Consider the following 18,066-nt stretch of genomic DNA (forward strand, 5'->3'; position numbering starts at 1 on the left):
CATCGTTTATGGAATTTTGGGTAAATGTTTTTGCTATCGTAAGCCTTTTGGCGATAGTCGGCTATTTTCTTTATATCGTTTATTATACTTTGGATTTATTCTTTCTAAATCCTTTTCAACGCATACCTCCTTTGACGGAACCGGAAAAACAATTGATACAAGCACATTTCTCTTTTTATAAAAAACTGGGCAAAAGGAATAAATCTAGGTTTGAGAAGAGAGTTGTTCGTTTTAGGCATCGTAAGGAAATCGTTTTTCACGAAGAGGTATTTGAGCAAGAGAAAATAGCCCTGTTATTATCGGCTACAGCTGCAATGTTGACTTTAGGAATGGCCGATTTCCTAATCTTGTCTATAAAGCGAATCATAGTTTATCCAAGACAATATTACTCGGTAATAACAAAGAACGAGCATTACGGGGAATATAACCCCGGGCTTAAAATTCTTGTTCTTTCCGCGGAACAATTGCTTCATGGTTTCCACGTTCCCGATGATAACTTAAATTTGGCCGTACATGAATTTGCCCATGCGTTGAGTTTTAATGTCAGGAACAAATTGAATAGTAGGTCATTTTTATTTTTATACGGAATGAAAAAAATGGGAGTACTGCTACGCGATCCGAAATTTGTAGAACAGTGGGAAAAAACCAAATATTTTAGGGAATATGGTAGAACAGATATTCATGAGTTTTTTGCGGTTGCCGTAGAACATTACATTGAAACTCCCTCTGAATTTAAAAAACGGTTTCCGAGTCTTTTTAGTACCGTAAAACTGATGATGAATTTTAGCTTTTATAAAATTTAAAACTGCACCCTAATACTGGCGTTGGGCGTAACACCCAATGAAACCCGCTGCACGGTTTCTATCTCATTGTCGTTATTCAGCCTATAATAGGTATTCAGGATATTTTCTCGGTTGGTGAAATTTAAGACAGAAACACCAATTGTGGCCTTTAATCTATTTCCTAAATCAAAATCATAGGTAGCAGAGGCATCTGCTCTAAAATATTCGGATATTCTACTGCTATTGGGTTCTTGATAGTTGATTTCATTTGGAAATACATCGGTGTTTACGGGATTGGTTGTATCCGGCTCTGTGAAAGGTTTCCCGGAACGATAATTAAAGCCCATACCAATTTTAAATCCGTTATAACTATATGTTCCTGCCAGCGTTGCGGAATGACGAATATCCAAGTTGTTGGGAAAGTTTGGCGGTAGAATGGTCTCAAAAGTATAATCATTGTAATTATAGGCATAACTAAACCAAGCACTATATTGGTTGTTTTTTTTATTGATGAGAAATTCCATTCCTTTTATAGCATAACTGCCTATCTCACCATTGAACTGGTTCTGATTCTGAAATCCCTGTGTACGTACGTTGATACCGTCCACTTCTTTGTAAAAGCCTTCAATACCCACATAAAAACTATTTTCATCATAATTGAATCCAAGGGATGCTTGCCTGCTTTTGGTCAAGGGGAGATCGGTGCCATCGGCTAAAACCCACCGTCTTTTCTCGATTCCTAAAAAGTTTTGTTCTAAATCGATAACTTGATTGGTCGCCTGACTCTTAAATTCTCCGAGAATTTCAGTTTTGAAATTGGGTAGGATTTCATAATTGAGGTTCAGTCTGGGTTCAACAACAAGCTCTTGGAAAGTGCCCAAGTTTTCAAAATAGTTGACTCTTCCGCCAAGTTTCCCTTTTAATTTTTTATCGTTCGAAATATAGTTGACCTCCGAATATAGCGCGTGGACACGAACGACGCCCTTTATATTGCTTTCAAATTGGGGCTGATTCAATCTAGTCCTATTTTCGATGCCCGTTTCCGTAAATTGATAGCCGTTACCCCAGCTTAGGTTCGAAGCCAATTTATAATTGGTATTGAATTTTACACTGGATTCCTTGACCAAATTATTCTGGAATAGCCTTTGCACACCGTTGTTCGAAGTGCTTCTTGCGGTTAATCTATATTGGGTATAATAGACGTTTAAATTAGTGGAGAACACATCTGTCCACTCACTTTCCAAAACGCCTCCAAAAGACAGGTTAATTTGATCCAAGTCGCTTTCATTTGTTCTGCCGGTCTCATCGGATGTTTCCGTGTATTTTAGATTGTTATTGATGTTTATAAGGCTTGCCCGTGCCTTATGTCTTTCGTTGATATCGTATAGAACTTTACCCGTAAAGTCATAAAAGAAAAAATCACTATCGGCCTGGACTTCACTATCCTGAAAAGCTTTATTGGAAAAAGTATTGTAGGTTGGTGTATTAACAAAATCGGTATGGGAGCGTCTGCCGGAAAATTGTATGGAAAGATTATTGGTCAAAGGCAATTGTCCATAAAGGTCTCCGCTAATTAGGTTTAAACCACCGCCGCCAAAGAAATCGTTTTCAATTGTGTTTTTGGTACGCATATCTATAACACCGCTCACCCCATCCCCATAGGCCGCACTGGTGCCATTTTTTATAACGGTCACTTGCTCCGTAAGGTATGGGTTGAAGGCAGAAATAAGCCCAAAAAAGTGTCCGGATTGGTACATTTTTATACCATCCCATAACATTAGGTTTTGGTCATTGGTCCCTCCTCGAATATTGATGTCGGATACCGTCTCGTCCACACTTCTTATACCCGGCAAGGCTTGCACGGTCTGTAGAATATCCGGTTCACTTAGACCGGGGAGAATTCCGAATTTCCCCGTGTTTAGCTGAATGCTGCCATCGTCGAGTTTTACCAAACCATCGGTCAAGAACTTATAGACGATAACTTCTTCCAATTCTTGATAGTTTAAGGCCATGGCAATGGTTTTACAAGGCGTCTGCAATAAATCCTCGGCATTGAGAAATATGGTTTTGAATCCTAGATGCTTTATTTGAATTACGGAATTTCGAGGAATGTTTTGAAAAGAAAAGCGTCCGGTTGCATCGGTAACAGCTGCCTCACCGCTTCCCATGACTTGCACCGTGGTTCCGGGAATAGTGTTTTTCTCAAAATTGTCCAATATTGTTCCACACACAGATACTGCATCGTTCTTCAAAATGGAGTAATAGCGTTCGCTTAATTTTTGAACTTCTAGTGTGGTATTATTAGAAATAAAGGATAATATAGCTTGAATTTCCTGAAGATCGGGTTTGACCAAATGCACATCTTTCAAGTTGTCGTCCACATAGGAAAACTTAATATCAAAGCGAGCTTCGAGCTCTTGAAGATATGGGATTAGCGGTACGGTCGAATTGTTGGTGTTCTGTGCTCTGCCCATGCTCGGAAAGAACATGAAAAAAAAGGCTAAGAGTAAGAAAATAAGCGTTTTAAGGTGCGCTTTCCCCATAGAACAGCACTTTATTCCCCTCTAATTTAAACTTTATTTGTAGAGGAACGCTTATACTCTTTAGAGCCAAGTCCTTGTCCGTATTACTGAAGGTGCCCGTAAAAAGCTCATCGGTGTCAATATCTTTATGACTTACGATAATATTATGCTGACGTTGAAACTCGTTAAGAACATACTTTAACGGGATACTTTTAAAACTACTTTCTTTGTTCATCCACGAGGGAGTTCCATTTTTTAGCACAGTAGATTTGGCAACGGAACCGTTGATGGCAATAAATGAATTGCCCGCAGGAAGTTTGGTTTCTTCTCCGTTAAAAGTAACGCTAACGAGCCCTTCAAAACAGGTCACCTCGAAAAAACCATCCCTATTTTCAACATTAAATTGCGTGCCCAGAACGGCAATCGTGCCCTGTTCCGTAGCTACGGTAAATTTTTTTCCTTTGGCAACTTTAAAGAAAGCTTCCCCGTTTAGGTTTATATTTCTTTCTTTGCTCCAGTTTTTTTCACTGTAGGATAATTGGGAGTCGGCATTTAAGATAATTTCGGAATTATCGGGCAGCACAATTTCTTTGCTTTCGGCGTATTGTGTGGTGATATTCTCGTCCAAAGTATTAAGATAGAAATATGCACCCGTCAGTAATATAGCGACGACTGCCGCCACACGTAAAAACGCCTTGAACGGAGACATCGTAATAACCCTGGGCTTTTCTGAGGTACGTTCGGATTCCAATTTTTCCCAAGCGGCATCCATATCATACTCGGGAGCTTCTAAAGTTCCGGTCGTTTCAAGAATTTTTTGATATGAAGCATATGCCTCGGACTTTTTAAATTCTTCCAACTCCGCTTCAGTAAGCTCATTGTTAAGCCATTTTGCCAAGTAATTTTCTTGCATGATTTCTAGCTTTATACATTAATAACAACTCAAATTTCAAAAACCCTACTTTTAGTTATCGGTTATCGGTTATCGGTTATCGGTTATCGGTTATCGGTTATCGGTTATCAGTTATCAGTAATTAGTTGTTAGTATTGAGTAATAAGTTTATTCGTGTTTATGGTTTTGAATAATTTCTTACCCTTGACCCTTGACCCTTGACCCTTGACCCTTGACCCTTGACCCTTGACCCTTGACCCTTGACCCTTGACCCTTGACCCTTGACCCTTGACCCTTGACCCTTGACCCTTGACCCTTGACCCTAAGAAATCTAAATACCGTCTATCTTTTCCCGTAATGTTTTTAATGCCAAATGCATTCTTTTCTCTATTGCTTTTACACTTACACCTTCCATTTCGGCAATTTCCGCATATTTTTTACCATCGATCCTGTTCAGCAAAAAAGTAGTCCGTTGATTTTCGGGCAGACTGTTCAGGGCATTATCCAGTTTTTCCTTAAACTGATTTTCCTCCATAATAAATTCTGGAGTTTCATTAGTGTTTTTTAAGGAAGGTTCGGCGTATTTCAACCTAACCTTTTCGGCCTTTATCACATTAAGATATAAATTATTGGCCACGGTATATAAATAGGATTTTGCTTTTTCGGGCGGAACTTTTTTACAATTCTCCCAGAGTTTTACAAAAGCTTCCTGAACGGCATCGCCTGCTTTTTCTTCGTTCCCAAACTTATAAAAGATATAGTTGAAGATGGTTTTGGAGTATTCCTTGAAAATGCCATTATAGAGACGCTCTTCACAAACATTCTGGGTATGGGCTTTATCCAATGGTAACGGTTTTTTTCAAAGATATTTTAAAAAAAATAAAAAATGGGGTAGGGTATTTTCAATGTCGGTTGTTTTAATGCCGTACGAACAATAAATACCAAATCGTTATGAACAAGTTTTTTAATTATGCAGTTTATATGAGCCTACTTATGGCTGTGCTAAGTTTCACTTCTTGTCAAGAAGAGTTTGAACAAATTGATACCGGAGGAGAAGCAGAAGCTATTATGGCAGGTTCCACTACGGCAAAATTAGTAGAAAATACAGCCTCAAAGGACGGTTCCTTTGATAATATAGTGGATGGTGCCAGTTGCCTTGCCATCAACTTTCCATATACCGTAGAAGTGAACGGGTTGGAAATTACCGTGGATACGGAAGAAGATTTAGACCTGATAGAAAAAGCGTTCGATGCTATTGACGGTGATGAGGATATCTTGGAAATTATCTTTCCCATTACCATTACCGCGGGCGATTTTACAGAAATAACCATAAACGGTATTGATGACCTAAGGGAATTGGCCGCTGAATGTAAAGAAGGCGGTGAAGATGATGATATTGAATGTTTGGATTTTGTTTACCCTATGACCTTGTTCACTTTTAATGTGAATTTGGAAGAGACTGGAAATGTGCTTGTAGAAAGCGATAAGGATTTAAGAAGATTCTTTGCCGGTCTGGAAGATAGCGATCTTGTTGGTTTTCAATTTCCCATTACGTTGAAATTGTATGATGGGTCAAAGGTTACGGTAGACAGTAATGAAGAATTGGCCAGGACCATCAATAATACAAAAGATGCTTGTGATGAGGATGATGATAACGACTACAACGATGATGATTTTGACCCGGCACGATTTGAGAACTATTTAGCGGAATGTCCTTGGTTGGTAAGAGAGTTTAAAAGGAATGACCAAGAGCGCACCGCGGAGTATGAGGACTATTTGTTCAACTTTATGGAAGATGGTACCGTAAACGTGAAAGATAGAGAAGGATTGAATATTAACGGTGTGTGGGAAGCCAGTGTTGGAGAAGATGGTGCCGTAATCGAAATGGAGTTTGAAACCTTGGTGGATTTCACTTTGGAGTGGAAGGTGTATGAGGTTGGTGAAAATAAGATCAAATTATTCAATGGGGAGAGCAATAGAATAATCATGAAGCGGAACTGTGAAGGTGAGATTGAGCCGGAATGTTCTGAAGCATTCATAGCTGAAAAGCTATCTATGGGCAAATGGATTCCTGCTAGCGAAGGGCAAGCCTTCTTGGATGGATTGGTTATTGATTTTTCTAACAGGAACATCCATGTGTACGATGCCAGTGGAGAAATAGTAGATGAAGGCAACTGGTCTATTTCAGGGGCTACCTTGACCTTTAACAGTCTTTCTATGGAACTTGCCAACTACATCGGAGATTGGGAAGTAGTAGAATGTAGCGTAGAGCGGTTCAAATTGAAAAGAGGTGAAGAATATTTGATTCTTGAAAAACAGGATGAGGAAACAAACCCTGATACTTTGAGAGAAATACTTAAGGAGTGCGAGTGGATTATCAAAAAAGTAAAGAACCAAGGTGAGGAAATTGATAGACTGTTGGGTTATGAGTTCAAGTTCATGGCTGAGGGTGTTGTAACACTTGGTAATGGAATAAACACTTCCGAGGGTACTTGGGAAATTGTCCTTAATGCTGAACAAAAACTGGTTATGGCAATTAATATAGGCGATGAGCCAGGTGTAAGTTTTGAGTGGCCCATTAGGGATTTAAGCAATGATCGTTTGAAATTTGAGATAGAGGATACGGATTACGAATTGATTTTACAGCGTGTGTGTAATGACAACATGGACGATGGAGACGTACCCGAGATAAGAAACGTTATGATGGGAGGCGAATGGACAATAGCTTCATATGTAGAAGGTGATGTGGACATGACCGCAGACTACGGAGGGTATAGCCTTCAATTCATGGCAGATCATCAAATTTCATTGTTAGAGGGTGGAGAAGCTTTCGGAGAAGGCCTATGGAGAGTCCTTAGAAGTAGCGACGAGAAGTTAAAAGTGTACTTGAATTTTGGTGACCAAATGCCTTTTGATGAATTAACGGATGATTGGGATTTCGTATCCATCGAGTCAAACAGGATAGAATTAAAAGATATAGATGATAACGGTATGGTTACTGTTCTGGTCTTTGAAAAACCATAAGCAAAGATTAAAGCATCCAAAAATACACCGCCAACAGTAATGAGTTGGGCCTCGTTGGTGGTGTTGATGGAGGTTTTATAATGAGATCAAAAAAGAAAGACCTTTTTTGCCCCACATCTCTTAAAGGAGCGTTCGCAAGAATGCTCCTTTGCTTTTATATATTTTGGGGTTCTTCCTACGCTCTTAACGCTGAGATTATTAAATTTGCTTTCCCCATAAAATTGAGGAAAAGATGTTTGATAATTTAAGTGAAAAGCTAGATAAGGCGTTACATGTTCTCAAAGGGCATGGGCAGATTACGGAAATAAATGTTGCGGAAACCACCAAAGAGGTTAGAAGGGCTCTTTTGGATGCCGATGTCAATTTTAAAATAGCCAAGGAATTTACCAATAAGGTAAAAGAGAAAGCATTGGGTCAAAATGTATTGACCGCCTTGCAACCGGGCCAGTTAATGGTAAAAATCGTAAAAGATGAGCTGACTCAATTAATGGGTGGCGAGTCGGAAGGAATAAATCTTTCCGGGAATCCATCGGTTATCTTAATGTCCGGTCTACAAGGTTCCGGTAAGACCACTTTTTCCGGGAAGTTGGCCAATTTTCTAAAAACGAAGAAATCAAAGAATCCTTTATTGGTTGCTTGTGATGTATACCGTCCTGCCGCGATTGACCAATTACATGTAGTCGGGGAACAGATCAATGTTCCGGTATATTCGGACCGGGAGAACAATGACCCCGTTGCTATTGCCAAAGCAGGGATTGCCCAAGCTAAAGCACAAGGAAATAATGTCGTCATTATAGATACCGCAGGCCGTTTGGCAGTGGATGAAAAAATGATGGATGAGATATCGGATATTCATAAAGCCATCAGTCCTCAGGAAACACTTTTTGTAGTGGATTCCATGACGGGTCAAGATGCCGTAAATACGGCAAAGGCTTTTAATGATATCTTGAATTTTGATGGGGTTATCCTCACAAAACTGGATGGTGATACGAGGGGTGGTGCGGCTATTTCCATAAAATCGGTTGTAAACAAACCCATTAAGTTTATTGGTACAGGTGAAAAGATGGAAGCTATCGATGTTTTCTATCCAGACCGTATGGCCGACCGTATTTTGGGAATGGGAGACGTTATATCTCTCGTAGAAAGAGCCCAAGAACAGTTTGATGAAGAGGAGGCCAGAAAAATCCAGAAAAAGATTGCCAAGAACAAATTTGGTTTTGATGACTTTTTAAGTCAAATTCAGCAAATCAAAAAGATGGGGAACATCAAGGATTTAATGGGTATGATTCCTGGTGCGGGCAAAGCGTTAAAGGGCATGGATATAGATGACGATGCCTTTAAGCATATTGAGGCCATTATCCACTCCATGACACCGGACGAACGCTCCACACCAACAATTTTGAACGCCAGTAGAAAAAAGCGTATTGCAAAAGGAAGCGGGCGCAACGTACAGGACGTTAACCAACTTTTAAAACAATTTGACCAAATGAGCAAAATGATGAAAATGATGCAAGGTGGTGGTGGAAAAAAGATGATGCAGATGATGGGTGGTATGAAAGGCATGCGCTAGTCATATTTGAATTGAAGGTTCTAGGTTTAAAGTTCAAGGATAAACTAAAAGTATTTTGTGGCAACAATCAATCAATTTGAGGATTTGGAAATTTGGCAATTGGCTAGGGAGATTTGTAATGATGTTTACAAACTAATTGAAACAACCGAACTTGACAAGAACTATGCCCTCCGCAATCAAATGGATAGATGTTCAGGTTCTATAATGGACAATATAGCTGAAGGCTTTGAAAGAAATGGTAATCGTGAGTTCATTCAGTTTTTAAGTATCTCGAAGGTGTCATGCGGAGAATTGAGATCGCAACTTTATCGTATTTTGGATAGAAAGTTTATTGATGACGATACTTTTAAAAAATTAAGGGATAAAGTACTTATGGAGAGTAAAAAAATAAGTTCATTCATTAGTTACTTGTCCAAATCGGATTTCAAAGGCTCAAAGTATAAGGGTAGATGACCTTGAACTTTAAACCTTAAACATTAAAATTTTGAATAGATGACAATCTTAGACGGGAAAAAAGTCTCTAACGATATCAAAGGGGAAATTGCTGCTGAGGTGGCTAAAATGAAAGAGCGTGGCGAAAAAGTGCCACATCTTGCGGCGATTATCGTTGGGAATGATGGCGCTAGTCTCACTTATGTAGGGAGTAAGGTACGCTCATGCGAGCGGGTGGGTTTTGAATCTACTTTGGTGAAGATGCCGAGCACCACCTCCGAACAGGAACTGCTCAAAAAAATCCATGAGTTAAATGAGAATGATGACATAGATGGTTTTATAGTACAGTTGCCACTTCCCGACCAAATAGATACCCAAAAGGTCATTATGGCCGTGCATCCGGATAAGGATGTGGATGGTTTTCACCCTACCAATTTCGGAAAGATGGCCTTGGATATGAGCACTTTTATTCCCGCAACACCTTTTGGTATTTTGGAGTTATTAGAACGCTATAATGTAGATACTAAAGGGAAGCATACGGTTGTCATCGGTAGAAGTCATATTGTTGGTAGACCGATGAGCATTTTGATGGGAAGGAAAGGCTGGCCTGGTAATTCCACGGTAACTTTGACCCATAGTCATACTAAAAATATCACACAGATCATTTCACAGGCAGATATCGTAATTTCGGCCTTGGGTGTTCCTAATTTCTTAAAAGCGGAAATGGTAAAGGACGATGCCGTTGTTATTGATGTGGGAATTACCCGTGTTCCCGATGATTCTAGAGAAAGGGGATATTACATTACCGGAGATGTAGATTTTGAAAATGTAAGCAAAAAAGCATCTCACATTACCCCGGTTCCCGGTGGCGTAGGCCCAATGACGATTGCCATGCTGTTAAAAAATACGCTTTTAGCGCGAGAACGCCACAGAGGTAGGGAATAATTAAATATAGTAATACATTAAGTAGCCTTCAATGTATTGTATTGGAGGCTTTTTAGCGTAATGAGTTTTCAGCTTTAATACTGGTTTGGGTAGTATCGTTTGGGTTTATTATATCTATATCGTTGCTATCATCATAATCACAACTCATCGCGATAGCCGAGATAAAAATTCCAATAACTAAAACAACTCTTTTCATAACATGATAATTTAGTAGGTATGGTTACCATAGTTGACTGTTTCATAAACGTTTAAATAATGATTTTGGTATTTGATTGCTTCTCTAGAATAACGTACCTTTTGAGAAACAACCCTATACCATGAAAAATATCGTCCTAATTTTTTCTTTACTTCTTTTGAGTTGTCAATCTAAGGATGCTGATGATGTTGGCCGCATTGAAGTGTCTTTTTCAGAGCAAGCTAGTGCATCTTCAAAAGATGGCCGTCTTCTTTTAATGTTCTCCAATAATGACGAAAAAGAACCTCGTTTTCAGATAAATGATGGACTAGATGGTCAGCTTATTTTTGGTATGAATGTAGATGAGATGAATTACGGTGAAGTCATCACATTTGACGATTCCGTTTTCGGATATCCTTTTAAAAGTTTAACAGAAGTGCCTCCGGGAGAATATCATGTACAGGCACTCTTGCATATTTATGAAACCTTTAATCTTTCTACGGGACACACGGTCAAATTGCCAATGGATAATGGTGAAGGACAACAATGGAATACATCACCGGGCAATTTATACAGCAAACCCTTTAAGATTACCGTGACAGAAGATGGTATCTCCGATGTCAATATAGTGATGGACCAAAAAATACCATCAATACCGGAACCGGAGGACACCAAGTGGATCAAGCATATTAAAATGAAATCTGAGAAACTATCCGAATTTTATGGTAGGGATATGTATTTGGGGGCGCATGTATTGCTTCCCAAAGGATTTGAAGAACATCCTGAAGCTAAATATCCTTTGATGGTATTTCATGGTCATTTTCCCGATGATTTTGGAGGTTTTCGGACTACGCCACCGGACCCAGATACGGAACCTGAATATTCGGAGCGTTTTGATCTGGAAGGGTACAATATCATACAACAGCAGGAAGCCTACGATTTTTACAAACGATGGAACGAGCCTGATTTTCCACGTATGCTCATTATAGAGATTCAGCATCCAACACCTTATTATGATGATTCCTATGCAGTTAATTCCGCTAGTCAAGGTCCTTATGGTGATGCCATTACATATGAATTGATTCCCTACATAGAAAAAGAATTCCGGGGATTGGGCGAAGGGTGGTCCCGCTTTTTGTATGGTGGTTCCACGGGTGGCTGGGAAGCCTTGGCGGTTCAGGTGAAATATCCTGAAGAATATAATGGTTGTTTCGCGGCATGTCCGGACCCGATTGATTTTAGGGCTTACTGTCTCACCAATATTTATGAGGATAAGAATGCATATTATTATGATAGTGCCCATAAGAAATTAGAAGTTCCGTCGCACCGGGATTATTTGGGCAATATTCAATCTACATTAAAACAGGGTAATCATTTGGAATTGGTCTTGGGAGACAAATCCCGTTCCGGCCAACAGTGGGATATTTGGGAAGCTACCTATTCGCCACAGGGAACAGATGGATATCCAGTGCGAATTTGGGATAAAATGACCGGGGACATCAATCATGAGATTGCGGAATATTGGAAGGAAAATTATGATTTACGGTATATTTTGGAGCGGGATTGGGACAAGTTGGGAGATAATTTAAAGGGAAAAATCAATATTTACTGCGGGGATATGGATAATTACTATTTGAACAACGCAGTATACCTGATGGAAGATTTTTTGGAAAACACCACGAATCCCTACTATGATGGTGAGGTATTGTATGGTGATTGCGCTGAACATTGCTGGAACGGCGACCCCGATGTGCCAAATGCCATTAGCCGCTTACGATACAATAGTATGTATGTACCCAAAATTATGAAGCGCATTGCAGAAAGTGCTCCCAAAGGGGCAGATCTAACGAGTTGGAGATATCAATAACATATAGATTGGAATGAACAAAACAAATAAGGTAGCTTGGTTCGTATTTGGTTTTTTGGCCATTGGGGTCGGTTTTTACCCACTTATGTATTTTTTTGCCGATGGTGAAGTAGGCCTCCGTTTGACAAAAAGCAAAGCGCTATTAGCTGATACTATTTGGAATATAGGTTTTTATGGACATATATCGTTTGGGGCGATGGCATTATTGATTGGATGGGTACAGTTCAGTAAAAAATTTAGAAATGCCAATTTAAGGCGTCACCGTACTATCGGAAAAATCTATGTAGGAGCTGTTGCTATTAGTGGACTTTGCGGATTATTTATCGCTTTTTACGCTACCGGTGGTTGGGTGGCCAAAACCGGGTTTATCGGGTTGGCCCTCATATGGCTCTATTTTACGGGCGGAGCGTATCTCGCGGTCAAGAAAGCCGATATTCAAAAACATCAAGTTTACATGATTTATAGTTACGCAGCTTGTTTTGCTGCGGTAACCTTGCGCATTTGGCTTCCGCTATTGACTATCGCTTTTGGGGCTTTTATTCCTGCATATCGCATTGTAGCTTGGTTATGTTGGGTTCCCAATATCATATTCGCCTATGTTTGGGTAAAAAGAAAAGGATTGGCAATAGGATAGATAAGGTTTTACAATGTGTCAAAATTGGAACTAGAGACTTTTAACGAAATTGTTGACATGTATAGACGATATTAAGATTTTGCTTTAGAATAGCGAGTAGAAATAATACGACATATCTTATGAACATTATATGGAATAAAACCTGATATTAAACTGATGTGTTTAATTAGAATGAAAAGCCTAAAACAAAAATATAATTCGCTCTCAAAACGAATATGGAATCCTAAAGTTTACAATTATGAATATAACTTTAGCAAAGCCATCTCTAATACGAAAAACTTAGGCTTGAAGCCGATAAATAATTTTGAGATTGAGAAGTTTAGGTTTTCTTCAGATGAAAGACAGAAAATTATTAATATTATTTTACATCAGATTTACTCTGTTGACAATTTACAGATTGAAGATTTAGCACTAAAATGTTTCTTAATTAGTAATCAACTACAAGCATTTTTAAAAAAGCATTTTGAGATTGACTCTGTTATAACTACTGGAAATATTTATATTAACAGGCTACAAATTCACTATGAAAAATACTCTATATTAAAGCAACGATTGAATAACCCGAATTTTAATAAACAAATCAAATTTCACACTTGGCTGACATTAAAAAACCTTGATGTCATTGATTTAACACTGACGCCAAATCTTTGGTTAGACTTTAAGATGAGTGGTACTGAATTGAAAAGAGAAGATTATGAAAAAATTGCTTGGGTCGAAACAAAAAATATTGACAGAAAAGGAGCAGTTTATGAACCAAAAATTATTGGTTACGAATATATTGAAAGGATAAACAAACCCGTAAAATTATACGGATGGATAAATAACTAAACACAACACGGTGTATAAAACATAGCTAATGAGTGCAAAACCGATAGGTATGTAATTATTTGCAAAGACCGCCAAATTTTTAATTTGGCTTTAAAACTGAAAAGTTAGAAACAAAATATAAAAATTTTGCTCTGTGTTAATCAGAAAAGTTAGTGTCTTTTGCACGCTACGTTTCATACACTGATCCAATGTAGTTTTATTTGCGTAAATAAATTGAGATGGATTTTTCCAGTAATCATCGCTTAACCCAGTTTGGGGTTTGAATTAAAATGTATCTTTAAATTGCAGTCACTTCATAAAATAGTATCAGCCATCATTTAAATTAACCATCATGTATCTAAAAAAAGTAGGCATAGCCTTTTTGTTTTGCATAGCACCTTTTGTTTCTGTTTTAGGGCAGTCCGGTAAGGTGTACGATAATCTTTCCATGACCAGCAAAATTCTTAAGGGCGAACGAAAATATGCCGTTTACTTGCCACCAGATTATGAAGCATCGGACAGAAGTTATCCAGTACTCTATTTACTTCATGGTGCTGGGGATGACCAAACTGGATGGGTGCAATTTGGGGAAGTATTACGAATTGCGGATAATGCCATAAAAGATGGTACGGCAACACCAATGATTATTGTAATGCCCGATGCGCAAACTGGGCAACGTGGTTATTTTAATGTAGGGGATTGGAAGTATGAAGATTTCTTTTTTGAAGAATTTATGCCCTTTATAGAAAAACAATATCGGATTAAGGGCGAAAAAAGATATCGCGCAGTTGCCGGACTTTCCATGGGTGGAGGTGGCTCTTTTATGTATGCCCTACACCGGCCGGATTTGTTCTCATCGGCTTGCCCGTTAAGTGCTTACATAGGTCCGCTGACTTTGGAACAATTAAAATCTCAAATAAATCAATCAGGTCAAAAATTTGCGGATAAAGAAATAGAAAACTGGTTTCAACGGCACAATGCATTAAACCTTATTGAAATTGTACCGGTAAAAGATATAAAATCGGTCCGGTGGTACATAGATTGTGGGGACGATGATTTTTTATATGAAGGAAACAGTCTAGTGCATATAGCTATGAAAAAAAAGGAAATTCCACATGAATATCGGGTTCGTGATGGAGGTCATACATGGACTTATTGGAGGTCTTCCTTGCCAGATGTTTTAGGTTTTGTTTCGGATGCTTTTCATCAATATTGAAAATAAATAGAACGCTTTTTTTGGAGATGTAGGAACCGTAATTCCCGGAATGCGTAAAGAACGCAATGTTCTGGCCAATACCGCTACAAGTGATGGTGAAGGACTTTCTTCCTCTTTGCATCAAGAATAGAAAAAACACCGTTGGGATAGAGTGCCTACTTCTTGGTCACAATAATTAGGTTGATTACTTGGCAAATAATTGCCCCATATCCTTAAAAGCCTTGAACTCCAACGCATTTCCCGCGGGGTCTTTAAAGAACATGGTGGCTTGTTCGCCAGATTTTCCCTTAAAGCGAATGTAGGGTTCAATAATAAATTGGACACCCTTGGTCTTAAGTTCTTCCGAAAAGGACTCAAAAGTTTCCCATGGGAGCACTACGCCGTAATGCGGTACGGGTACGTCATGACCATCTACGGGATTGTGATGTAGATCGGCAGTTTCGTTTTTTGGTTTGTAATGTATCACCAATTGATGGCCAAAGAGATTGAAATCAACCCAATGGTCACTGCTCCTACCTTCTTCACAGTTTAAGATATCACGATAAAAGATACGGCATTCCGCTAAATTATGTACCGGAATGGCAATGTGGAAAGGAGTTACGTTGCTCATAGCTAGTTGTTTCGTAGCGCAAAGATAAGCTCTTTCTTGTTCATTTTTGAGCGACCTTCAATCCCTATTTTTTTAGCCTGTTCATAGAGTTCTTCCTTTGTCCTGTCCTCATAGTCTTTGGCCTTGCCGCCTTTTTTTCCAGCGTTTTTAGTATTGGCTATGCGGGCCGCTTTTTCCTTACTGTAACCTTCATCTCGTAAAGCCTCATATTGTGCTTCATTTTTAATACTTGGTCTATCCATTTTTTATTTAAAAATAAGGAGGATTATCATTTGCAATGCATGCAAAAGAAATTATTCCGTGTCTAAAAACTGTATAATTGTGTCATTTACCTCATCTTGATGCATGGAATGGCCCAAACCTTCCGTGCTGACCAACCTACTGCCTCTCCAATGTATATGTACCTGTTCGGATGCGTGATACGGTGCAATGGTATCAAGTTTGTCATGAAAAAGCAATCCTTTCTTCGTGTTCTCTTTTACAAATTTAGAAGAAGAAAAGTCACGGATCTTAAAACCGAATTTTTCTATAATAAAATACTCCAGAGCCTTTTCTACTCTTGCGCTCAGACCTAATAAGTTTTTAAAATGCGTCATTATTTCATGAAACTCAGAAGGAGAGCCAATGGTTATTATTTTTGATACGGAGGGAGTCATGTTCTTGTGCTCATTATAGAGTATGGTCATCCCTCCGACCGAATGACCTATTAAATGCTTTGGCTTATAAATTTCTATTAATGGCTGAAGTATCTCTGCATACAGTGGGACATATAAATATTTTCCGGAAGAATAGCCATGGGCCGGTGCATCAAAGGCTATGATGTTGTATTTGGCTTGCTGTAATTTTTCAATAAGCTTATGCCACCGCCATGTATTGCTTTCCCATCCATGTACTAAAAGCACGGTTTCTTTAACGCCCGGCCAATGGTAAGTTTGTATCGTATGATCGGCTATTTTATGTTTTTTGCTGATTGCGGGTTTTAGAAAATCTAGCTGGTTGGGGAGTATACGCCCTTTACGGACAGTGCAGAAAATATAAAAAGCTTTCAATGCTGCCTTTTTTGGATTTATTAGCGCCAACATATTTAAAAAAATACCATAGCATTTTGGAATGAATTTGGTAAGCAGTTTTTTCATATGGTTACTTTTAGTAACTTACTCTTTTATTGAAACCAAAAATACATATTCTTTTTCATTGAAAAGAGCGCCACCGTTTTAAAACCAAGTGTTCCTATGGAAACTATAACTGAAAATCAGAAAGTTAGAATGATAAAAAAGTTGGAAAAAATGTTTGGGCATATTGATTATAAAAATCCGCCTGAACTTTGCCCGGTGCGGGATGTGCTATCGGTTGCTTCGGACCAATGGAGTACCTTGATTGTATTATGGTTGGGTTATTTTGATACGCTTCGGTTCAATAAACTTCAGAAATACGTTTATGGCATCTCCAATAAAGTGTTGAGTCAAAGGTTGAAAATATTGGAATCCGAAGGTTATGTAAATAGAAAGGCTTATCCGGAAGTGCCTGTGCGAGTGGAATATAACCTGACCGAGTTTGGAAAAGGCTATGTTGAAAAATTGCTGGAACTCACGGAATGGATGCAAACACATAGTCCCAGAGTACGTTCCAATCCTGAAAAATATGGGATACGTTAATCTTCCCGGTTTACTTTTTCAATTGAAAAAGCCGGGGTACAAATGGCGATGTATTCACACGTTTCATCAAAGGGATTTGAATATTGTACTCTCGTATTTCTTTCTATTTTTATGGATTCCCCAGCTCGGACAACAATTTTTTTACCCTCGACCATAAATTGTTTTTTACCGCGTACCACTAAAGTGTATTCATCAAACTCTGGTGTTTGAAATGGTTCGCTCCACCCCGGTGGGGCAATCATATGGGCAATGCTTATGTCAGGATTTCCATCCGTAGCGAGACCAAAATGCTCGGCAATGCGTTTTCCATCTGCCGTAGGGACTATCAAAGGAGATTTCTGTAAAGTATAGTTCTTTTTCAAGATATAATTTTAAACTTAATCCCAGCCTACCATCAAATATTTGATTTTTGCGTCATCCGGTATCTGAACCGCCTCAATACTGGAGTTGGCATTGTAACGCAGGTTGGCCGGTAGCTCCGACTTATCAATGGTAAAATAGATGTCGCTATCTTTTAAAAGAATTACCACATTATTGATAGAAGTGATAATTTTTTTGATGGTATAGGCTTCTTGAATATCCTTAAAAGTACTTCTTATAGTTATTCCTTTTTCAGTAGCAAACCTAGGGTCATTTATCTGCACATTTTGTATGGTAGGAATGCTGTCCGAATTGGGCGTAAGTGTCAGGAGATGAAACCCACCTTTTTCATATACCTTTATTTTACTGGCACCGCTACCAAAGTTGAGCCTTACTGTGTCCATGACCAAGGAATCTTCTGCATAAATGAGTTCAATATCCCTAGCAAGGCTACTTTTTTTCAATTTCCCTACTTCTTCGGAAGTAATGACAAAATTTGAATCTTTTTCCGGTTCACATCTAGTGAAAGCGACTAGAATAAATAGAATGAATATGGTTCTGATCGGTTGCATAAA

The 18,066-nt window shown here is 38.7% G+C and carries 19 protein-coding genes; 10 read left to right on the forward strand and 9 right to left on the reverse strand.

What is annotated here, in order from left to right:
* Positions 1-8 precede the first annotated feature (8 nt).
* Positions 9-803 carry a zinc-dependent peptidase gene (locus ACKWBX_RS04700; RefSeq protein ID WP_413967494.1) on the forward strand — a complete coding sequence of 265 codons (795 nt, stop codon included), beginning with the start codon at positions 9-11 and terminating at the stop codon, positions 801-803.
* Here ACKWBX_RS04700 and ACKWBX_RS04705 read toward each other — a convergent pair.
* The 3 genes from ACKWBX_RS04705 to ACKWBX_RS04715 all read right to left on the reverse strand — a co-directional run bounded on the left by ACKWBX_RS04705 (position 800) and on the right by ACKWBX_RS04715 (position 5,040).
* Positions 800-3,325 carry a TonB-dependent receptor gene (locus ACKWBX_RS04705; protein ID WP_413967495.1) on the reverse strand — a complete coding sequence of 842 codons (2,526 nt, stop codon included), beginning with the start codon at positions 3,323-3,325 and terminating at the stop codon, positions 800-802. The two genes, ACKWBX_RS04700 and ACKWBX_RS04705, sit on opposite strands and share 4 nt — an antisense overlap.
* On the reverse strand, positions 3,306-4,217 hold the full coding sequence (locus ACKWBX_RS04710) for a FecR family protein (RefSeq protein ID WP_413967496.1): 912 nt from the start codon (positions 4,215-4,217) through the stop codon (positions 3,306-3,308). The genes ACKWBX_RS04705 and ACKWBX_RS04710 overlap by 20 nt, the downstream gene beginning before the upstream one ends.
* A gap of 310 nt (positions 4,218-4,527) precedes the next feature.
* Positions 4,528-5,040 (reverse strand): RNA polymerase sigma factor, encoded by a 513-nt coding sequence (locus tag ACKWBX_RS04715; protein WP_413967497.1) that lies wholly within the window; start codon positions 5,038-5,040, stop codon positions 4,528-4,530.
* Positions 5,041-5,147: 107 nt separating this feature from the next.
* Here ACKWBX_RS04715 and ACKWBX_RS04720 point away from each other — a divergent pair, with 107 nt between their 5' ends.
* The 4 genes from ACKWBX_RS04720 to ACKWBX_RS04735 all read left to right on the forward strand — a co-directional run bounded on the left by ACKWBX_RS04720 (position 5,148) and on the right by ACKWBX_RS04735 (position 10,167).
* Positions 5,148-7,220, forward strand: coding sequence for a hypothetical protein (locus ACKWBX_RS04720; protein ID WP_413967498.1), 2,073 nt, complete (start codon positions 5,148-5,150; stop codon positions 7,218-7,220).
* 232 nt (positions 7,221-7,452) lie between these two features.
* Positions 7,453-8,790: a signal recognition particle protein gene (gene ffh, locus ACKWBX_RS04725; protein ID WP_413967499.1), complete on the forward strand. Its 1,338-nt coding sequence runs from the start codon at positions 7,453-7,455 to the stop codon at positions 8,788-8,790.
* 57 nt (positions 8,791-8,847) lie between these two features.
* On the forward strand, positions 8,848-9,243 hold the full coding sequence (locus ACKWBX_RS04730; RefSeq protein WP_413967500.1) for a four helix bundle protein: 396 nt from the start codon (positions 8,848-8,850) through the stop codon (positions 9,241-9,243).
* A 39-nt stretch (positions 9,244-9,282) separates the two neighbouring features.
* The gene (locus ACKWBX_RS04735) at positions 9,283-10,167 is read left to right on the forward strand and encodes a bifunctional 5,10-methylenetetrahydrofolate dehydrogenase/5,10-methenyltetrahydrofolate cyclohydrolase (RefSeq protein ID WP_413967501.1); all 885 of its coding nucleotides are present in this window, start codon (positions 9,283-9,285) and stop codon (positions 10,165-10,167) included.
* 52 nt (positions 10,168-10,219) lie between these two features.
* Here ACKWBX_RS04735 and ACKWBX_RS04740 read toward each other — a convergent pair whose 3' ends face one another.
* Positions 10,220-10,363: a hypothetical protein gene (locus ACKWBX_RS04740; RefSeq protein ID WP_413967502.1), complete on the reverse strand. Its 144-nt coding sequence runs from the start codon at positions 10,361-10,363 to the stop codon at positions 10,220-10,222.
* A 121-nt stretch (positions 10,364-10,484) separates the two neighbouring features.
* Here ACKWBX_RS04740 and ACKWBX_RS04745 point away from each other — a divergent pair, with 121 nt between their 5' ends.
* The 4 genes from ACKWBX_RS04745 to ACKWBX_RS04760 all read left to right on the forward strand — a co-directional run bounded on the left by ACKWBX_RS04745 (position 10,485) and on the right by ACKWBX_RS04760 (position 14,866).
* The gene (locus tag ACKWBX_RS04745) at positions 10,485-12,209 is read left to right on the forward strand and encodes an alpha/beta hydrolase-fold protein (protein WP_413967503.1); all 1,725 of its coding nucleotides are present in this window, start codon (positions 10,485-10,487) and stop codon (positions 12,207-12,209) included.
* Positions 12,210-12,222: 13 nt separating this feature from the next.
* Positions 12,223-12,843, forward strand: coding sequence for a DUF2306 domain-containing protein (locus ACKWBX_RS04750; RefSeq protein WP_413967504.1), 621 nt, complete (start codon positions 12,223-12,225; stop codon positions 12,841-12,843).
* Between the two features lie 171 nt (positions 12,844-13,014).
* A complete protein-coding gene (locus ACKWBX_RS04755; RefSeq protein ID WP_413967505.1) occupies positions 13,015-13,671 on the forward strand; it encodes a hypothetical protein in 657 nt (218 codons plus the stop codon).
* A 331-nt stretch (positions 13,672-14,002) separates the two neighbouring features.
* Positions 14,003-14,866, forward strand: coding sequence for an alpha/beta hydrolase (locus ACKWBX_RS04760; RefSeq protein ID WP_413967506.1), 864 nt, complete (start codon positions 14,003-14,005; stop codon positions 14,864-14,866).
* Positions 14,867-15,050: 184 nt separating this feature from the next.
* On the opposite strand, the gene ACKWBX_RS04765 is transcribed toward ACKWBX_RS04760, so the two are convergent.
* Genes ACKWBX_RS04765 through ACKWBX_RS04775 form a run of 3 tightly spaced genes read right to left on the reverse strand, consistent with a single transcriptional unit; the run spans position 15,051 to position 16,612 of the window.
* Positions 15,051-15,476, reverse strand: coding sequence for a VOC family protein (locus ACKWBX_RS04765; protein WP_413967507.1), 426 nt, complete (start codon positions 15,474-15,476; stop codon positions 15,051-15,053).
* Positions 15,477-15,478: 2 nt separating this feature from the next.
* Positions 15,479-15,718: a DUF7218 family protein gene (locus tag ACKWBX_RS04770; protein ID WP_413967508.1), complete on the reverse strand. Its 240-nt coding sequence runs from the start codon at positions 15,716-15,718 to the stop codon at positions 15,479-15,481.
* A 51-nt stretch (positions 15,719-15,769) separates the two neighbouring features.
* Positions 15,770-16,612 carry an alpha/beta hydrolase gene (locus ACKWBX_RS04775; protein WP_413967509.1) on the reverse strand — a complete coding sequence of 281 codons (843 nt, stop codon included), beginning with the start codon at positions 16,610-16,612 and terminating at the stop codon, positions 15,770-15,772.
* Positions 16,613-16,708: 96 nt separating this feature from the next.
* Between ACKWBX_RS04775 and ACKWBX_RS04780 the strand changes: the two genes are divergently transcribed.
* Entirely contained in the window at positions 16,709-17,131 is a 423-nt protein-coding gene (locus ACKWBX_RS04780) for a winged helix-turn-helix transcriptional regulator (RefSeq protein ID WP_413967510.1), read from the forward strand.
* Here the strand turns inward: ACKWBX_RS04780 and ACKWBX_RS04785 are convergent.
* Positions 17,128-17,496, reverse strand: a complete 369-nt coding sequence (locus ACKWBX_RS04785; RefSeq protein ID WP_413967983.1) for a cupin domain-containing protein — start codon at positions 17,494-17,496, stop codon at positions 17,128-17,130. The two genes, ACKWBX_RS04780 and ACKWBX_RS04785, sit on opposite strands and share 4 nt — an antisense overlap.
* 12 nt (positions 17,497-17,508) lie before the next feature.
* Entirely contained in the window at positions 17,509-18,063 is a 555-nt protein-coding gene (locus ACKWBX_RS04790) for a hypothetical protein (RefSeq protein WP_413967511.1), read from the reverse strand.
* Positions 18,064-18,066 lie beyond the last annotated feature (3 nt).

The organism is Maribacter algae (assembly GCF_047345745.1).
Classification (GTDB): Bacteria; Bacteroidota; Bacteroidia; order Flavobacteriales; family Flavobacteriaceae; genus Maribacter.